We start from the raw sequence: 17,784 nt of genomic DNA, 5'->3' as shown, positions 1-17,784 counted from the left end.
TGGCAACGGGGCATGGGCTATTGTAGCCGGGGCAACAAAAAAGGCAGCCGCGGCTGCCTTTCCTGAATCGACGAGCGGGCGCTTACTTGGTGCCTGGCTCGCGCGAAATGACGCAGAGGGTCAGGAAGGCGTGGCCGACTTGCGGGCGTAGCGCTTCTTGAACTTGTCGACGCGGCCGGCCGTGTCCATGATTTTCTGCTTGCCGGTGTAGAACGGATGGGACTCGGCAGAGATTTCGATCTTGTAGACCGGGTACTCCTTGCCATCCTTCCACTTGATCGTCTCGCTGGTCGAGACGGTGGAGCGCGTGACAAAGCCGAAATCGCAGCTGGTGTCGAGGAACACTACCTCGCGGTAGTTGGGGTGGATGCCTTCTTTCATGGTCTCTCGCGCCTTTCTCGCTCTCTGGGCGCCGGGTGGTGGTTACCGAACCGGCTGCCGGGAAACGAGCATTATGGCCGAAACGGGCTATTTAGGCAAATCCTATGCCAATCAGGGGTTTGCAGCCCGGAAACGGCGGGAAATGCGCCGAAATCGAGCCGCCTTCATGATGCAGCGCAGAAATTTGCCGTCCAAGGATGCCGAGCGCGGAATTCCTGCCTGCAGGCGTTGACCGGCGGACCGGGGCGTTCGACCTGGCGGAACGAAGCCATCCCGTCCGGTCCAACGACGTTCCCGCAGTCCGGGCCTCGCTGCGCTCAGCCTTTTTTCATGCTGTTGAAGAATTCGTCGTTGCTCTTCGTTGCCCGCAGCTTGTCGATGAGGAATTCGGTCGCCTCGAGTTCGTCCATCCCGAACAGAAGCTTGCGCAGGATCCAGACCTTGGGGAGGATTTCCGGCGCGATGAGGAGCTCCTCGCGCCGCGTGCCCGGAGCGGTTGACGTTGATCGCCGGATAGACGCGCTTCTCGGCCATGCGCCGGTCGAGGTGGATTTCCATGTTGCCGGTGCCCTTGAACTCCTCGTAGATCACGTCGTCCATGCGCGAGCCGGTGTCGATGAGGGCCGTGGCGATGATCGTGAGCGAGCCGCCTTCCTCGACGTTCCGGGCGGCGCCGAAGAAGCGCTTCGGGCGCTGCAGGGCGTTGGAATCCACGCCGCCCGTGAGTACCTTGCCCGAGGCGGGGACGACGGTGTTGTAGGCGCGCGCGAGGCGGGTGATCGAGTCGAGCAGAATCACCACGTCCTTCTTGTGCTCGATCAGGCGCTTGGCCTTCTCGATCACCATTTCGGCGACCTGCACGTGGCGCGTGGCGGGCTCGTCGAAGGTGGAGGCGACGACTTCGCCCCGCACCGAGCGCGTCATTTCCGTCACTTCCTCCGGGCGCTCGTCGATGAGCAGCACGATGAGGACGATGTCGGGGTGGTTGGTGGTGAGCGCATGCGCCATGTGCTGCATGAGCACGGTCTTGCCGGCCTTGGGCGGCGAGATGATGAGGCCGCGCTGGCCCTTGCCGATGGGCGCCATGATGTCGATCACGCGCCCGGTGAGGTTCTCCTCCGCCTTGATCTCGCGCTCGAGCTTGAGCGGCTTGTCCGGGTGCAGCGGCGTGAGGTTCTCGAAGAGGATCTTGGACTTGGCGTTTTCCGGCGGCTCGCCGTTCACCTTGTCCACCTTCACCAGGGCGAAGTAGCGCTCCCCGTCCTTGGGCGTCCGGATCTCGCCCTCGATGGAATCGCCCGTGTGCAGGTTGAAGCGCCGGATCTGCGAGGGCGAGACGTAGATGTCGTCCGGGCCCGCGAGGTAGCTCGTGTCGGGCGAGCGCAGGAACCCGAATCCATCCTGCAGGACTTCGAGCGTGCCGTCGCCGAAGATGGCATCGCCCTTCTTCGCCTGGAACTTGAGGAGGGCGAAGATGAGTTCCTGCTTGCGAAGGCGGTTGGCGCCCTCGATCTCCGTGGCCATCTCGAGGAGTTCGGAGACGTGCTTGAGCTTCAGGTCGGAAAGGTACATGCGGGGGGCGTGGGCTGGATGTGTTTAACGGGCTCGCGCGGAAGGCGCGGACCGGCAATGGCGGGGGAGTTACCTGGCTGCGGAGGGTGCTGCGGGATGGGGAGGCTGCGGCGAGGTCGAGGAACGGGCCGGCAACCTAAAATATCAACAGCCAGGACGACTTGAGGGTAGCCGGTTTCAGATGTTGCTGTCAATGAAGGCGTTCAGCTGGGTCTTCGAAAGCGCGCCCACCTTGGTCGCCTCGACGTTGCCGTTCTTGAACAGCATGAGCGTGGGAATGCCGCGAATGCCGAACTTCGGCGGCGTGGCCTGGTTCTCGTCGATGTTGAGCTTGGCCACCGTGAGGCGACCGGCGTATTCCTGGGCGACCTGCTCCAGCGCCGGGGCGATCATCTTGCAGGGGCCGCACCACTCGGCCCAGTAATCGACCAGGACCGGCGTCGGGCTCTTGAGGACTTCCTCGTCAAAGGAATCGTCCGTCACCTGGATGATGTTTTCGCTCACGGTTACCTCTTCAATTGGGCGGGGATGGCGCGCCGGGCATGGCCGCCTTCAGGGGCGGCCGGGCGCTTCGGATGGAGTCAAATCGTAGCCTAACCGCGGGCGGGAGGCAAAGCAGCCCGGGGCGGGTACCGTTGCCGGATTCGAGGAAGGAAGCGCAATTCTGGTAAAATTCCCGGCTTTCTGGCGGCCCGTCCGTCCACCCCCGAAAGGTCCAGATTCATGACGTACGTGGTCACCGAGTCCTGCATCAAGTGCAAGTACACCGACTGTGTCGACGTGTGCCCCGTGGACTGCTTTCGCGAAGGCCCGAATTTCCTGGTCATCGACCCCGACGAATGCATCGACTGCACGCTGTGCGTGGCCGAATGCCCGGTTGAGGCCATTTTCGCCGAGGACGACGTGCCGGCCGACCAGAAGGGGTTCATCGCCATCAACGCCGAACTCTGCAAGGTCTGGAAGCCGATCGTCGAGCGCAAGGAAGCGCCGGCGGATGCGGACGAGTGGAAGTCGGTGAAGGACAAGAAGGGATTGCTGGAGAAATAGGGGAGGGGGCGACGCCGGCAGAAAGCGGGAACGTCGTTCGAGCGGACAGCAAGCTGCCGCTCAACGCCGGCAGGCAACGCCACCCTAGTCGTAAAGCCCCCCCTTCGCCTTGCCGCGGAATACCCGGTACGAGATTACGGTGTAACCGGCGATGAAGGGCAGCACGACGAGCGCGCCCGCAAGCACCACCTTGAGCGCCGAGGGGTGAGCCGCCGCATCCCAGATCGTCAGCTTGTCGATCACAACGTACGGAAACAGGCTGTAGGCGAGGCCGAGGAAGGCGATCACGAAGATCGCCACGGCGCCGGCGAACGGCTGCCAGTCGCGCCCGCCCTCGCGGCGCGAGATGCGCCCTGCGGAAAGCCACACGATGAATCCCGCCCAGAGGCACGCGGCCGGCAGCGCCATGAGCGCCAGCGTGCGCGGGAAATCGAACCACTTGGCGCGAACGGTCTCGCTCACCATCGGCGTAGCGAGGCTCACGAGCCCGACGCCAAGTGCCACCCATAGCAGCCCCCAGCGCGTCCACGCGCACGCCTTTCGCTGCAGGTCGCCCTCTGTCTTCAGCACGAGCCAGGCCGCGCCGAGCAGCACATAGCCACCGCAGAGGCTCGCGCCCACGATCATCGCGAAGAGCAGGAAGCCGAAGCCGGGCTCGAAGCCCGTGATGTAGCGCCCTAGCATGAAGCCCTGCGCGAAGGATGCGAGGAAGGAGCCCGCCCAGAAGAGCCAGTTCCACAGTTCCCGGTGCCAGCCGAGCGCCTTCAGGCGGAACTCGAAGGCCACGCCGCGAAACATCAGGCCGATGAGCATCACCACCACCGGAAGATAAAGCGCGCCCAGCACGACGCCATGTGCCCGCGGAAAGGCCGCGAGCAACAGCCCGATTCCCAGAACGAGCCAGGTTTGGTTCGGCTCCCAGAACGGGCCGATGGAGGACACCATCACCGACTGCTGCTGCGCGTTCGCGGCCGGCATGAGCATTCCCACGCCGAGGTCGAAGCCGTCGAGCACCACGTAGGCGAGAATCGCAACGCCCATCAGCACCATGAAGATCACGGGAAGGTCCATGGCGTCCTCCTCAGTCCGCGGCCGTACCGGCGGAAGTGGCCCCCGCCCTTGCCCTGGTCTCCACTGCCTCGGCGCCCTGGCCCGCCAGATGGGTCAGCACGACCATGTACGCGATGAACATGGCCGCGTACGTGAGGGCGTAGCCCGTGAGGCTCGCGCCGAGCTGCGCGCCGGAGATCTCCCCGACAGCCTCGCTCGTGCGAAGCACGCCATGCACGAGCCAGGGCTGGCGCCCGATCTCCGTGACCATCCACCCCGCCAGCGTGGCCGCCCAGCCCGAGAAGGTGAATGCCGCGAGCGTCCACAGGATCCAGCGCGGCACTGCGCTGCCGCGCCTCGTCATCCACGCGGTGAACCAGGAGGCCGCGATCATCATTACCCCGATGCCCACCATGAGGCGGAAGGCGAAGAACACGGGCGCCACCGGCGGGACGTCGGCCCCGAACGCATCGAGCCCCTTCAGTTCGGCTCTGGCGTCGTGCTTGAGGATGAGGCTCGCGCCGTAAGGAAGTTCGATCGCGTAGTCGTTGGACTTCGTCGACTCGTTGGGGATCGCGAAGAGCACCAGAGGCACGCCTTTCTCCGTGTGCCAGATAGCCTCCATCGCGGCGATCTTTGCCGGCTGGTGCTCGAGGGTGTTCAGTCCGTGGAAATCGCCGACGACGGCCTGAGTCGGCGCGAGAACGGCGGCGATGAGCACACCCACGCGCATCGTGCGCCATGCGTATTCGTCGGCCGGCGCCTTGAGGAGGCGCCAGGCAGACAGGCCCGCAACGACGAAGGCTGCCGTGAGCCCCGAGGCGATCAGCATGTGCGTGAGGCGATAGGGGAAGGAAGGATTGAAGATCACGGTCATCCAGTCCCCGGCGATCCACTGGTGGCCGTCGAGGACGTGGCCCGTCGGCGTCTGCATCCAGGAGTTGAGCGCGAGGATCCAGAACGCTGAGAGCGAGGTGCCCGCTGCCACGAGCGCCGTGGCCGCGATGTGCGCCCAGGGGGGCACGCGATTCATCCCGAAGAGCATCACGCCGAGGAAGGTGGCTTCGAGGAAGAACGCGGTGAGCACCTCGTAGGCGAGCAGTGGCCCGGCGATGGCGCCAACCGTATTCATGTAGCCCGGCCAGTTGGTGCCGAACTGGAAGGACATCACGATGCCCGTCACTACCCCCATCGCGAACGTGAGGGCGAAGATCTTGGTCCAGAGCTTGTAGGTCCTGAGCCAGCCCGCGTCGCCGGTGCGGTGATACGCGATGCGAAATCCCAGCAGGAACCAGGCAAGCGCGATCGTGAGCGAGGGAAACAGGATGTGAAACGCGATGTTCAGTCCGAACTGCGCGCGCGCAAGCAGAAGGGGATCGTCGATGGCCGGCTCCGGTTACGCTGGAAGTCCGATTCTAGCGCCGTCTGCAATGCCGGGCCGCGGATCGGCGTTTCGTCAGCCCGCCTCGAATCGCTTGCGGAAGGCGGCGTAGTAGATCACCGGAATCAGCACCAGCGTGAGCACGGTCGAGACGAGGATGCCGAAGATGAGCGAGATCGCGAGCCCGTTGAAGATCGGGTCGTCGAGGATGAAGCCGGCGCCCAGCATCGCGGCCAGCGCGGTGAGTGCGATGGGTTTCGCCCGCGCGGCCGCGGACTGCATGACCGCGTCGCGGAAGGAGGCGCCCTCGGCCACCCGAAGGTTCACGAAGTCCACGAGCAGGATCGAGTTCCTCACGATGATGCCCGCCAGCGCGATCATGCCGATCATCGAGGTGGCGGTGAAATTGGCCCCGAGCAGCGCATGGCCCGGCATCACGCCGATCACCGTGAGCGGAATGGGCGCCATGATCACGAGCGGCACGAGGTACGAGCGGAACTGCGCGACCACGAGCAGGTAGATGAGCACGAGCCCGACGGCGTAGGCGAGGCCCATGTCGCGGAAGGTCTCGTAGGTCACCTGCCACTCGCCGTCCCACTTCACCGAATACTGCCGGTAGGGGTCGGAGGGCTGGCGAATGAAGTACTCGCCCAGGGTGCCGCCCTCCTCGAGCGGCAGGCCCGCCACCTTGCCGCGCGCGGCGAACATGCCGTAGAGCGGACTGTTGGTCTTGCCTGCCTCATCGGCGACCACATTGACCACGGGTAGCAGGTCCTTGTGGTACGTCGGGCGCTCGCGGTCGTTGTGCACGACGCGCACCAGTTCCGACATCGGCACCAGCGAGCCGTCGGCCGCGCGCATCGTGAGCTTGAGGAACTCGGAGAGTTCGCCCTGCTGCTCGGGCGGCAGCGTGAGGCGAACGGGCACCTCGTACTTGGAGTGTCCGTCGTGCAGGGGCGTGGCGTCCATCCCCGACAGGCCCGCGCGCATCGTCTCGACCACGTCGCGCCGCGACACGCCCGCCAGCGCGGCGCGCCCCTGGTCGACCTTCAGGACGATGCGCGGCGCGACATCCTCGACGGAATCGTCGATGCCGACGATATCCGGCGTGGCGGCCAGGGCCTCGCGCACTTTCTTCGCCACGCGAATGCGGCCGGACTCGTCAGGCCCGTACACCTCGGCCACGATGGGCGACAGCACCGGGGGGCCGGGCGGCACCTCGACCACCTTCACCTTCGCGCCCCAGCGCCCGCCGATCGCCTCGAGGGCGGGGCGCAACGCAGAGGCGATCTCGTGGCTCTTGCGGTGCCGCTGCGACTTGTCGAGAAGGTTCACCTGCAGGTCGCCCTGCTCGGAGAGCGTGCGCAGGTAGTACTGGCGCACCAGGCCGTTGAAGTTGATGGGGGAGGCGAGGCCGGCATAGGCCTGGTAGTCGGTCACCTCGGGCACGGTGGCCAGATGGGCGCCGAGGTCGCGCAGCGCACCGGCGGTCACTTCCACCGGCGTGCCCGCGGGCATGTCCACCACCACCTGGAACTCCGACTTGTTGTCGGAGGGCAGCATCTTCAGCACCACGAGCTTCACGACGGGGAGGCTCACCGAGACCGCGATGGCGACGGCGATGCCGATGCCGAGCCGGCGGCGATTGCGCGCCGACTCGGGCGCAGCCACGAAAGGCCCGAGGAGCGAAGTGAAGAAGCGCTCGAGCCTTGCATCGAGGGCAGAGGCGTGCGGCTGGCCGTGCGCGCCCAGGAGCTTCAGCGCGAGCCAAGGCGTCACGGTGAAGGCGATCGCCAGCGACAGCAGCATCCCCATGCTCGCGTTGATCGGGATGGGGCTCATGTAGGGCCCCATGAGGCCCGTGACGAAGGCCATCGGCAGGAGCGCGGCGATCACGGTGAGAGTGGCGAGGATGGTCGGGCCGCCGACCTCGTCGACCGCCCCGGGAATGATGCCGTGCAGCGGCCCGCTTTCCATGCCGCGATGGCGGTGGATGTTCTCCACCACCACGATTGCGTCGTCCACGAGGATGCCGATGGAAAATATGAGGGCAAAGAGCGAGACGCGGTTCAGCGTGAAGCCCCAGGCCCACGACGCGAAGAGCGTCGAGGCGAGCGTGAGCACCACCGCGATGCCCACGATGAGAGCTTCGCGCCGGCCGAGAGTGGCGTAGACGAGCACCACCACGGAAAGGGTCGCGAAGATGAGCTTCTTGATGAGGCTCTTCGCCTTGTCGTCGGCCGTGGCGCCGTAGTTGCGCGTCACGGTCGCGTGCATGTCCGCCGGGATCAGCGTGCCCTTGAGTTCCTCCACGCGCTGCATCACGCGGCTCGCCACGTCGACGGCGTTCTCGCCCGGCTTCTTCGTCAGCTGCAGCGTGACCGCGGGGTGCTCGCCGGGCGAGGCGATGCCCTTCGCGGACGCCGCGGGCCCGGCGCCGATCCAGACGTATCGCGAGGGCTGGTCCGGGCCGTCCGCGACGTCGGCCACGTCGGTGAGGTATACCGGGATGCGATCCTGCACGCCGACCACGAGCGCGCGCACGTCTGCCGCCGACTCGAGATAGTTGCCGGTCTCGACGACGATCTCCTGGTTGTCGCGCACCAGCTTGCCGGTCGGCAGCGTCACATTCGACAACTGCAGGGCGTTTTTCACGTCGAGCGCCGTTACGCCGTGGGAGGAAAGGCGGTCGGCATCCAGCAGGACGCGCACCACTCGCCCCGGCCCGCCCAGCGTCTGCACCTCGCGCGTCCCGGCCACGCGCTTGAGTTCAACCTCGATCGCGTGCGCCACGCGCTCCAGCTCGAAGGCGCCCTTGGCCCCGTCGTCGCTCCAGAGGGTGAGCGAGACCACGGGCACGTCGTCGATGCCCCTGGGCTTGATGACGGGCTCGAGGATGCCCAGCTCCGGGGGCGCCCAGTCGCGGTTGGCCGACATCGTGTCGCGCAACCGCACGATGGCGTCGATGCGCGGCACGCCGACCTTGAACTGCACGGTGAGAATCGCCATACCGGGGCGCGAGACCGAGTAGACGTGATCGATGCCCTCAATCTGGGAGAGCACCTGCTCGGCCGGCGTGGAGACGAGCGATTCCACGTCTTTCACCGAGGCGCCGGGGAACGGGATGAACACGTTGGCCATCGTGACGTTGATCTGGGGCTCCTCCTCGCGCGGCGTGACCGCCACGGCGAACAGGCCCAGCAGGAACGCGACCAACGCGATCAGGGGAGTGAGCTGCGAGTCCTGGAAATAGCGCGCGATGCGTCCGGAGATTCCCATGCCTTCCATTCGGCTTCAGCCTTTCAGGAGACGGCGCCGGTGGCCATGCCGGCCTTTACCGGCTCGACGGCCACCTTTTCGCCCGCCCTGAGCCCGGCGAGGACCTCGACGGACTTCTCGTCGGCCACCGAGCCGATGCGCACCTGGCGAAGCCGCGGCACGCCCTTTTCGTCCACCACGTAGACCGCCGTCACCTCGCTGCGCCGCAGGACCGCGGAGCGCGGCAACATGAGGCGCGGGGCGCTGCCGGTGATGAAGTGCGCGCGTGCGAACACGCCCGGGAGCAGGCCCTTGACGTCCGGGGGCAGATCGAGACGGACCTGCGTCGTGTGCGTGCGCGGATCCGCCGAAGGCACGACGGTAACGGATTTCACCTCCACCCATCGGTCGAGCGATGGCACTTCGATGCGTGCCTTGGCGCCTGCCTGGATCGCAGCCACCTGCGAAGAGGCGACGGTGGCCACGACGCGAAGGCTTGACGGGTCGAAGCCGGTGAGCAGGGGCTTGCCGGGGGAGGCCATCTCTCCCAGTTGTACAAGGCGCGCCGAGACGACGCCGCTGTAGGGGGCGACGATGGTGGTGAAGCTCTTCTCGGTCGCCGCCGCGCCGGCGCCGGCGAGCATCGCCTTCATGCGCGCTTCGGACGCCTTGAAGTCGGCCTCGGCCTTGTCGAGCGCGGCCTGGCTCACGAACTTCTGCGCCAGGAGCTGCTTCGTGCGCTCGTACTGCGCGCGCGCGTTCACCAGGGATGCCTCCGCCTCGCGCAACTGGGCCTGGCTCGCGGCCACCGCCTGGCTCGCGGCGCGCTCGTCGATGCGCAGGATCACGTCGCCCTTCTGCACGCGGTCGCCCACGTCGAAGCGGATATCGACGATCCGGCCGGAGACCTGCGCCGATACGGTGGACTGGCGCACCGCCTCGATCACCGCCTCCGCGGAGGTACTGAGGTCGACCTCGCGCAACTCCACGGTCTCCGTGCGAAGAGGTGCGGCGGGAGCCATTGACGCGGCGGCGGGCGACTCGGAGGAGCCGCATGCCGCGGCGAGGAGGCCGGCGGCGGCCAGGGAAGCGAGAAAGGCGGGATTCGTCATGTCGTCCGGCTCAGGTGGAGGTGACCCAGCGCGCAAGCTCCGTGGCCGGGCGCGCGCCCGTAAGGCGACCCGCCTCCTGCCCTTCCTTCATGAGGAGCAGGGTCGGAATCGAGCGTATGCCGAAGCGACCGGCAAGCGATTGCGAGAGATCAGTATTCACCTTCGCCAGCCGCGCACGACCGGCCAGCCGCCTGGCCGCCTGCTCGAATTCCGGAGCCATCTGCCGGCACGGCCCGCACCAGGGAGCCCAGAAGTCCACCAGCACGGGCACGTCGGTGCGCGAGACGAAGGCGTCGAAGGAGGCGTCATCGAGCTCCACGACGCAATCATCGAGGAGCGGCGTATCGCACTTGCCGCATTTCGGGCCTTCGTTCACGCGCGCCGCGTCGACGCGATTCTGCGCGAGGCACTTAGGGCAAGCGACGTGGACGAAACCGGCGGCGGACAAGGAAGTCTCCTAGGCGCCCTGCGCGGCGCTTTTCACGCCGAGCTTCTTCAGGATGATCTCCAGCGGGCAGAAGCAGGAGAAGCCGCTCTGCAGCAGGTTGGCACCCACGAAGGCGGTGAGCCACAGGAAGTTCTGGCTCACGAAGGCCGGGCTGCCGGGCACGCCGAGTCCGAGGGAGAGCAGGATGAAGGTGCCGGCGAATATGCGGACGAGTCTTTCGGCGTTCACGGGAATGCTCCAGGGAAGGGGTGTCCGAAATATACTGTATGGGGTATAGTATGTCAAGCGTCTGCCGCGCCGTGATGCGCTTGCCATGCCATACCCAGTAGTGTATATTTTCCGCGAATCCAGGAGGAATCCATGCCCACGATCCGGGACGAAACGCACAAGAAGGAACTCATCCACCGGCTGCGCCGCGTCGAGGGGCAGTTGCGCGGCATCCAGGCCATGATCGAGAAGGGGTCCGACTGCGAGGCGATCACGCAGCAGCTCTCCGCCAGCCGCCGCGCCCTCGACAAGGCCTTCTACCACGTGCTCTCCTGCGCCATCCAGTCGGGTGGCGACGTCCCCGCGGGCACGGCCGGCAGGGCGGTGGTCGACAAGCGTCTCGAGCACGCCGCGGAGCTCCTCGCCAAGTTCGGCTAGACGCCGCACGGGCTCACGTGGTGAGCCCGGCCACGACTATGATGGCGGCATGACGGCTGCCGTCTCCGAAACGATCGAATTCCGCGATCTCGCCGCGCGACTCGCGCATGAGCCGCACGGCGCGTTGACCGCCGTCACCCCGAACAACCGGCTGGCCCAGTGCCTCGCGAGCGCCGTCGGCGATATCCACGCCGCGTCCGGGCGCACGAGCTGGCCTGCGGCGGACATCCTTCCGTGGGGCGCCTGGCTGGAGCGCCTGCACGAGGACGCGCGATTCGACGACGAGGGAGCGGCCGTGCCCCCGCTCTTCACCGCGGATCACGAGCGTCTCGGGTGGGAAGCCGCCATTTCACGCGACGCTTCGCGCAACCTTCTCGTCGGTCCCGCCGCACTCGCGCGCGAGGCGCAGGGCGCGTGGTCCCTGGCGCACGACTGGGGAATAGAGGGCGCGATCGGCACCTGGGAAGGCGCGGAGGATGCGCAGGCCTTCGCCGGCTGGGCCCGCTCGTGGCGCGAGGAATCCCGCCAGCTGGGAGGGATCGATGCTGCGCGCCTGGCCTCGATCGTGCCGGCGCTCCTGGCGCGTACGGCGGTGCGCAGGCCGAAGATGCTCGTCGCCTACGCGTTCCACATCGTCACGCCCGCGCAGCGATTCGTCATCGACGCCTGCCGCGCAGCGGGTATTGCGGTAGCCACCTCGGAATCGCCGCGGCATGATGCGGCGCCTCGCGTGATTCCAGCCGAGTCGCCGCGGCGCGAAATCGAGCTGGCCGCATGCTGGGCGCGCTCGCGGCTCGAGGCGGCCGCAGGAAAGCGCATGCCGCGAATCGGCGTGGTGGTCCCGGATCTTGCACAGCGGCGCGATTGGGTGGCGCGGGTATTTGCGCGTGTGTTCGCGCCTGGCGGCAGGCCGCGGGGGGCGCCGCTCTACAACCTCTCGATGGGCAAGGCGCTCGCGGACTACCCGCTCGTGGATTGCGCGCTGGCACTGCTCGGGCTGGCCGACGAGCCCGTCGCCTTCGAGCGCGCGAGCCGCATCGTTCGCTCGCCATTCCTCGGCGAGTCGGGCTCGGAGCTTGCCTCACGCGCCCGGCTCGACGCGGCGCTTCGCAGGATCTCGCCGCCCCGGGTGGATCTCGCGTCGCTGCGCGCGCTGGTTTCGGCCTCGACCGCGGAAGGCGGGCGGTGGCACGTGCCCGCCTGCCCCGCGCTCGAGGCGAGGCTGGAGGCCGTTGCTTCGATCGTCCCGCCGGGTCGATCCGCGTCTGCCCCGGCATGGGCCGCGCATTTTGCGGCGCGCCTTTTCGCCGCCGGCTTCCCCGGCGAGCGGACCCTCGATTCCGCGGAACACCAGGCGCTCGTCAAGTGGCACGAGGCGTTGGCGCGACTGGGCTCGCTCGGTGTCGTCGCCGGGACTCTCACCTCGGAGGCCGCACGGCGTCACCTGCGCCAGTTCTGTCTTGATACCGTTTTCCAGCCCGAATCCGGCGACGCCCCCGTGCAAGTGCTGGGGCTGCTCGAATCGGTGGGCCTCGATTTCGACGCATTGTGGGTCGCGGGGCTCACCGACGACTCATGGCCTCAGTCGCCGCGGCCCAACCCCTTCCTGCCGGTGTCGCTCCAGCGCAAGGCCGCCGTGCCGCAGGCCAGCGCGGAAGCCTCGCTCGCCCTCGACCTTCGCATCACGGAATCGTGGGCGCAGGCGGCCGATGAAGTGGTGTTTTCGCACGGCCTCATGGATGACGAGCGGACACTCGGGGCAAGCGCCCTCATCGCCGGATACGAAGCGGCGGATCCGGCGGCCCTCGGCATCCCTTCCTGCGAGGGCTTGCGCGACGCGCTTTTCGCGGCGGGACGAAATCAGGCGGCATGGGCAGGGCGCGAAGACCGCGTCGCGCCGCCGCTGGAAACGAATGCCGCCCGCGGCGGGACGGCGATCCTCGCCGATCAGGCGGCCTGTCCCTTTCGCGCATTCGCGCGCCATCGGCTGCGCGCCGAAGGGCTCGAAAAGACGGAACCGGGTCTCGGCGCTGCCGAGCGTGGACAACTGCTGCACCGAGTGATGGCGCGCCTCTGGCGCGAAATCGGCAGCCACGCTGCGCTCGCCGCGATGGACCCGGTGCGACTCGAGGCCCTTGCCGCGGATGCCGCGCGCATCGCGGTGGCCTGGCTGCGATCCGAGCGTCCCGGGCGCCTGGAGGGGCGATTCGCCGCGCTCGAGCGGGAACGGCTGGCGCGCGTGGCGCTGGCCTGGCTCGACATCGACCGGTCGCGCGCACCCTTTTGCGTCGTGCACCGGGAGGAGGAGCTCGCGATCGAAGCGGGCGGCCTCGTCTTTCGCGGGAGGATCGACCGCCTGGACCGTCTGGAAAACGCAGGCCTCGCGGTCATCGATTACAAGACCGGCTCTCCGCGCGTGCGCGGGTGGCTCGGGGACCGGCCGGATGATCCGCAACTTCCTCTCTATGCGCTGGCGGTCGGCGACGAGGTGACTGCCGTCGCGTTCGCCTGCCTCAAGGCGGGCAAGGTCGGATTCGCGGGCCTCGCGCGCGAGGACGGCCTGCTTCCCGACGTCGGGACCGTGGACAAGCACCGGACCGCCGGCAAGTTCGCGGCCTCGTGGAGCGAGCTCATCGAAGGATGGCGGCTCTCGACGGCGCGGCTCGCCCGGGAGTTCGCGGAGGGGAAGGCGAGCGTGGACCCGAAACGCCCATTCGCAACTTGCAAGCACTGCGACCTTTCCGCGCTGTGCCGCGTGCGCGAACGGCTTGGAGCGCTGGCGGCGGACGAGGCGTCCGAAGACGCGGGGAACGACGAATGAGCGAAAGACGCGCGGCCGACGCCGCCGAGCGCGAAAGCGCGCTCGATCCGACGCGCTCGTTCATCGTGCAGGCGCCCGCCGGCGCGGGAAAGACCGGTCTGCTCATCCAGCGTTACCTGCGGCTGCTCGCCACCGTGCGGCGCCCCGAGGAGATTCTCGCCATCACGTTCACGCGCAAGGCGGCCGGGGAGATGAAGCGCCGTGTCCTGGAGGCGCTGCATGACGCCCGACGAGGGCTCGCCGACGATGCGCCCGACAACGTCCGCCGAACCCGATCGCTTGCGGAGCAGGCGCTCGCGCGGGACGAGGAGCGCGGCTGGCGCCTTCTCGAGAACACGGCGCGGCTGCGCATCCAGACGATCGATTCGTTCAACGCCTCGCTCACGCGGCAGATGCCGGTGCTCGCCCGGCTCGGCTGGCAGCCGGGCCTCGTGGACGACGCTCGCGACCTTTTCCATGAAGCGGCGGTGCGCACGCTGGCGCTCCTGGACCGAAGCCATCCGAGCTCGGACGCCATCGCGCATCTGCTCGCGCATCTCGACGGCGACCAGGCAATGGCGGTCGACCTCCTCGCGGGCATGCTGGCGCGCCGGGACCAGTGGCTCGGACGCGATTGGCGGGGGCGCCTCGAGCGCCAGGCGATCGAGGCTGCATTCCGGGCGGAGCGGGCACGGCTCATGGAACTTGCGCGGGCGCTCTTCCCGGCAGCCACCGTGCCGCGCCTGTGCGCGTTGCTTTCGGAAGCGGTCGCGGAGCTGGAGAAGGCGGGAGCGAAGTCCGTCATGCTCGACTGCGCCGGACTCGTGGCATTGCCCACGGCCGATGAAGCCGGTCGCCGGGCCTGGCAGGCCATAGGCACGCTCTTCGTCAAGACGGACGGCGACTGGCGGAAGGCGGTCACCAAGGCGCTCGGCTTCCCGGCGAAGAATGATGGCGGCCGGGAAGGCGCGAAGAAGGACTTCGCGGCGCTCGCCGAGGACGTGAAGGAAGTCGCCGGACTCAGGCAGGCGCTGGCCGACCTCGCGCACCTGCCCCCCGCGACCTTCGACGACCGGCAGTGGGAAGCCCTGTCGGCTGTCGTCGCCGTCCTCCCGGTCGCGGCCGCGCAACTGCTCGTCGTGTTCGCCGAGCGCGGCGAGGTGGACCATGCGCAGATCGCTGCCGGCGCGGTGCAGGCCCTCGGCGACGAATCCGCGCCCACCGACCTCCTGCTTGCCCTCGACGAGCACCTTTCCCATGTGCTCGTGGACGAGTTCCAGGACACGTCGCGCAGCCAGTGGAGCCTGCTGTCCGCCCTCACCGCCGGTTGGGTGCCCGACGATGGCCGGACAGTCTTCGCGGTGGGCGACCCGATGCAGTCCATCTACCGCTTCCGCGAGGCGGACGTGGGCCTTTTCCTGCGCGCGTGGCACGAAGGGCTGCCCAACGTGCGGTTCGAGCGCCTTCGACTCGCCACGAATTTCCGCTCGCAGCAGGGCATCGTGGACTGGGTCAACTCCGCCTTCCGCGACATCCTCCCGGATCGAGACGACGAGTCCGAAGGCGCGGTAAGCCTGGCGGAATCGACGGCGTTCCACGATCCGCTCGCGGGCGAAGCGGCGACGTGGCATCCGTTCGTCGACGAAGACAAGGACCGCGCGCGCGACGATGAAGCCCGAAGGGTGGTCGAACTCGTGCAGGCGGCCCGGGCGGAGCGGCCCGGCGGCAAGGTGGCAATCCTGGTCCGCAACCGCACGCATCTGGATCGCATCGTGCCCGCCCTGCGTGAGGCGCGGTTTCGGTTTCGCGCCGTGGACATCGAGCAGCTCGGCGAGCGCCAGGCGATCCAGGATCTCGTCGCCCTCACGCGCGCGCTATCCCACGCGGCGGATCGCGTCGCCTGGCTCGCGGTGCTTCGCGCGCCATGGTGCGGCCTCGAGCTGGGCGACCTGCTCGCGCTGGTACGCGGCGACGAGCGCACCGTGCCGGAGCTCCTGGGTGATGCGGCACGGCTTTCCCGGCTCTCTTCCGACGGGCGCGAGCGACTGGCCCGGGCGAGCGCGATCCTCGCCGAAGCGCAGCAGGAACGCCTGCGCGGCACCTTGCGCGAACGCGTCGAGAGTGCATGGCTGGCGCTCGGGGGTCCCGCGTGCCTCGCCGGCGCCACCGACCTCGAGGACGCCGAGACCTTCTTCGATCGCCTGGACGTCATCGCCGAGGCCGGGGAGCTGCCCGACCCCGCTCGGCTCGAGGAGCATCTCGACGACCTGTACGGCGCCCCCGACCTCGGCGCGGGCGAAGAGCTGCAGGTGATGACGATCCACAAGGCGAAGGGACTGCAGTTCTCCACCGTGATCGTCCCGGGACTGGACCGAACCCCGCGCGCGGGCGACACGCCGCTCTTTCGCTGGAAGGCGCGAACCGACGGCGCGCTCCTCATGGCGCCCGTCAAGGAGGCCGGGCAGGACGCGGACGCGGCCTACGATTACCTGAAGGGGCTCGATGCGCGCGAAGAGGCGCATGAGGTGGAGCGCCTGTTCTACGTGGCGGCGACGCGGGCGGAGCATCGCCTGCACCTGCTGGCGCGCGTGGGGCTCGACTCGACGAACGGGGACGATCCGAAGGTGCGCACGCCCCCGGAGCGCTCCCTGCTCGGAAAGGCCTGGTCGGTGGCGCGTCCCCACTTCGAGGCTGCACAAATGGCATTGCCCCGGCCAGCCACCATCTTGGTGGCGGCGCCTGCGCCGGCGTTCGAGGATGTGCGTTGGATCCTTCCGGCGGCCCTTGACGTGCGGGTTGCAGAGCCGGCGGTCGTGCTTGCGCCCGAGGTCCACGAACCGCCATCGCGGATCGAGTTCAGCTGGGTGGGCGAAACGACGCGGCAGGTGGGGACGGTGGCGCACCGCTGGCTGCAGCGCATCGCCGAAGACGGTCTCGATTCATGGACCGCCTCGCGGGTGCGTGCGATCCGCGGCCGGGTGCGGGAAGAGCTCGAGAGGCGAGGCGTGCCGGACTCCGGCCGCGACGAGGCCGCGGGACTCGTCGTGACCGCCCTCGAGTCCGCGATCACGGACGAGCGGGGGCGCTGGATCCTTGCCCGGCACCCGCAGGCCGCCAACGAGGTGCGCATGCATGTCATCGAAGACGGCCGCATTCGCCTCGTGGTGATGGACCGCGTGTTCACCGGGCCGGAGGGCGATCGCTGGATCGTGGACTACAAGACGGGCCGGCACCAGGGCGCGAACCCCGAGGCGTTCCTCGACAGCGAGCGTGACCGGTATGCGGACCCGTTGCGCCGGTATGCACGCGTCCTCGGCGGACAACCGAAGCTTGGCCTCTACTTTCCGCTCATCCCCGGCTGGCGCGAGGTCGAGGGCTGATCAGGCCTTAAGGCCCGAGAGCCAGTGCACGAGGTTCATCGTCACCAGCTGGGGTTGCTCCAGCGGGGAAAGGTGACCGCACTGCCCGGCGACCACGAGGCGCGAACCGGGTATCGCATGGGCCATTTCCTGGTGCAACGCCACGGGCGTGAGGGTGTCCTCCTTGCCGCAAAGGATGAGAGTGGGGCAGTTGATCCGGGCCAGGTGAGGCCGGCTGTCGATGCGTCCGATGATGGCTTCCTGCTGCCGGCAATAGGCCGCCTTGCCCGTGGCCGCGGCCATCGCCTTCACCGTCGCCACGAGGGCGGCGTTGCGCATGTTCGCGGGCAGCAGGAGTTTCGGCAATAACGCGTTCACGACGCGGTCGAAGTCCGTCTCGGCCATCTTCATCATGCGCCGGCGATCATCGCTCGCCTGCTCCGAGTCGGGCCGCGCGTTGGTGTCGAGAAGCGCCAGCCCGATCACCCGGGACGCCGCCTGCCTCATCACCTCGAGGGCGACGTATCCCCCCATCGAAAGGCCGGCCACCGCGAACGGGCCCGGCGGCAGCTTCGCGAGGGCCGCCGAGGCCATGCCGGCGATGGAATCGGATTGCGAGATGTCGGCCACTGTGCATTCGGCGGCATGCTTGAGGCCATCGATCTGCACCTGCCAGAGTCGGCGGTCGCAGAGCAGGCCGGGAACAAGCAACAGGTTGGGTTTGCTCAATG

Annotated in this window: 13 protein-coding genes and 1 pseudogene; 4 read left to right on the top strand and 10 right to left on the bottom strand. The window is 68.0% G+C overall.

Translation table 11 applies throughout. The features are described 5' to 3' along the window. Window positions 1–120: 120 nt before the first annotated feature. The 3 genes and pseudogenes from IPP91_14675 to trxA all read right to left on the bottom strand — a co-directional run bounded on the left by IPP91_14675 (window position 121) and on the right by trxA (window position 2,457). Window positions 121–381 (bottom strand): type B 50S ribosomal protein L31, encoded by a 261-nt coding sequence (locus IPP91_14675; protein MBL0143309.1) that lies wholly within the window; start codon window positions 379–381, stop codon window positions 121–123. A 317-nt stretch (window positions 382–698) separates the two neighbouring features. Beyond that, window positions 699–1,953, bottom strand: a pseudogene (gene rho, locus IPP91_14670) (transcription termination factor Rho). Between the two features lie 177 nt (window positions 1,954–2,130). Further along, window positions 2,131–2,457, bottom strand: coding sequence for a thioredoxin TrxA (trxA, locus tag IPP91_14665; protein ID MBL0143308.1), 327 nt, complete (start codon window positions 2,455–2,457; stop codon window positions 2,131–2,133). Between the two features lie 219 nt (window positions 2,458–2,676). Between trxA and IPP91_14660 the strand changes: the two genes are divergently transcribed. After that, window positions 2,677–3,000 (top strand): ferredoxin family protein, encoded by a 324-nt coding sequence (locus IPP91_14660; GenBank protein MBL0143307.1) that lies wholly within the window; start codon window positions 2,677–2,679, stop codon window positions 2,998–3,000. Between the two features lie 84 nt (window positions 3,001–3,084). Here IPP91_14660 and IPP91_14655 read toward each other — a convergent pair whose 3' ends face one another. The 6 genes from IPP91_14655 to IPP91_14630 form a co-directional block, all read right to left on the bottom strand. Continuing rightward, window positions 3,085–4,071 carry a cytochrome d ubiquinol oxidase subunit II gene (locus tag IPP91_14655; protein MBL0143306.1) on the bottom strand — a complete coding sequence of 329 codons (987 nt, stop codon included), beginning with the start codon at window positions 4,069–4,071 and terminating at the stop codon, window positions 3,085–3,087. Between the two features lie 10 nt (window positions 4,072–4,081). Beyond that, complete coding sequence (locus IPP91_14650; protein ID MBL0143305.1) at window positions 4,082–5,434, bottom strand: cytochrome ubiquinol oxidase subunit I; 1,353 nt, start codon at window positions 5,432–5,434, stop codon at window positions 4,082–4,084. 72 nt (window positions 5,435–5,506) lie between these two features. Continuing rightward, the gene (locus tag IPP91_14645) at window positions 5,507–8,710 is read right to left on the bottom strand and encodes an efflux RND transporter permease subunit (protein ID MBL0143304.1); all 3,204 of its coding nucleotides are present in this window, start codon (window positions 8,708–8,710) and stop codon (window positions 5,507–5,509) included. Window positions 8,711–8,733: 23 nt separating this feature from the next. Then, window positions 8,734–9,801 (bottom strand): efflux RND transporter periplasmic adaptor subunit, encoded by a 1,068-nt coding sequence (locus tag IPP91_14640; GenBank protein ID MBL0143303.1) that lies wholly within the window; start codon window positions 9,799–9,801, stop codon window positions 8,734–8,736. A gap of 10 nt (window positions 9,802–9,811) precedes the next feature. Further along, entirely contained in the window at window positions 9,812–10,249 is a 438-nt protein-coding gene (gene trxC, locus IPP91_14635; GenBank protein MBL0143302.1) for a thioredoxin TrxC, read from the bottom strand. A gap of 9 nt (window positions 10,250–10,258) precedes the next feature. Next, on the bottom strand, window positions 10,259–10,477 hold the full coding sequence (locus IPP91_14630; protein MBL0143301.1) for a DUF2892 domain-containing protein: 219 nt from the start codon (window positions 10,475–10,477) through the stop codon (window positions 10,259–10,261). Between the two features lie 132 nt (window positions 10,478–10,609). Here IPP91_14630 and IPP91_14625 point away from each other — a divergent pair, with 132 nt between their 5' ends. Genes IPP91_14625 through IPP91_14615 form a run of 3 tightly spaced genes read left to right on the top strand, consistent with a single transcriptional unit; the run spans window position 10,610 to window position 17,074 of the window. Next, complete coding sequence (locus IPP91_14625) at window positions 10,610–10,894, top strand: metal-sensing transcriptional repressor (GenBank protein ID MBL0143300.1); 285 nt, start codon at window positions 10,610–10,612, stop codon at window positions 10,892–10,894. A gap of 49 nt (window positions 10,895–10,943) precedes the next feature. Further along, a complete protein-coding gene (locus IPP91_14620) occupies window positions 10,944–13,715 on the top strand; it encodes a PD-(D/E)XK nuclease family protein (GenBank protein ID MBL0143299.1) in 2,772 nt (923 codons plus the stop codon). After that, window positions 13,712–17,074 (top strand): UvrD-helicase domain-containing protein, encoded by a 3,363-nt coding sequence (locus IPP91_14615; protein MBL0143298.1) that lies wholly within the window; start codon window positions 13,712–13,714, stop codon window positions 17,072–17,074. Before IPP91_14620 ends, IPP91_14615 begins: the two co-directional genes overlap by 4 nt. Here IPP91_14615 and IPP91_14610 read toward each other — a convergent pair whose 3' ends face one another. After that, window positions 17,075–17,782 (bottom strand): alpha/beta hydrolase, encoded by a 708-nt coding sequence (locus IPP91_14610; GenBank protein MBL0143297.1) that lies wholly within the window; start codon window positions 17,780–17,782, stop codon window positions 17,075–17,077. Between the last annotated feature and the right edge of the window lie 2 nt (window positions 17,783–17,784).

It is taken from the genome of Betaproteobacteria bacterium (assembly GCA_016720855.1).
Classification (GTDB): Bacteria; Pseudomonadota; Gammaproteobacteria; order Burkholderiales; family Usitatibacteraceae; genus FEB-7.
Note: the sequence above shows the minus strand (reverse complement) of the source record. Positions and strands in the feature narration are given on the sequence as shown.

What these genes read in the sequence shown, in the direction of transcription:
- IPP91_14620 (MBL0143299.1), top strand. Translation starts at nt 10,944, where the DNA reads ATGACGGCTGCCGTCTCCGAAACGATCGAATTCCGCGATCTCGCCGCG.
- IPP91_14660 (MBL0143307.1), top strand. Translation starts at nt 2,677, where the DNA reads ATGACGTACGTGGTCACCGAGTCCTGCATCAAGTGCAAGTACACCGAC.
- IPP91_14655 (MBL0143306.1), bottom strand. Translation starts at nt 4,071, where the DNA reads ATGGACCTTCCCGTGATCTTCATGGTGCTGATGGGCGTTGCGATTCTC.
- IPP91_14640 (MBL0143303.1), bottom strand. Translation starts at nt 9,801, where the DNA reads ATGACGAATCCCGCCTTTCTCGCTTCCCTGGCCGCCGCCGGCCTCCTC.
- IPP91_14625 (MBL0143300.1), top strand. Translation starts at nt 10,610, where the DNA reads ATGCCCACGATCCGGGACGAAACGCACAAGAAGGAACTCATCCACCGG.
- IPP91_14615 (MBL0143298.1), top strand. Translation starts at nt 13,712, where the DNA reads ATGAGCGAAAGACGCGCGGCCGACGCCGCCGAGCGCGAAAGCGCGCTC.
- IPP91_14645 (MBL0143304.1), bottom strand. Translation starts at nt 8,710, where the DNA reads ATGGGAATCTCCGGACGCATCGCGCGCTATTTCCAGGACTCGCAGCTC.
- IPP91_14675 (MBL0143309.1), bottom strand. Translation starts at nt 381, where the DNA reads ATGAAAGAAGGCATCCACCCCAACTACCGCGAGGTAGTGTTCCTCGAC.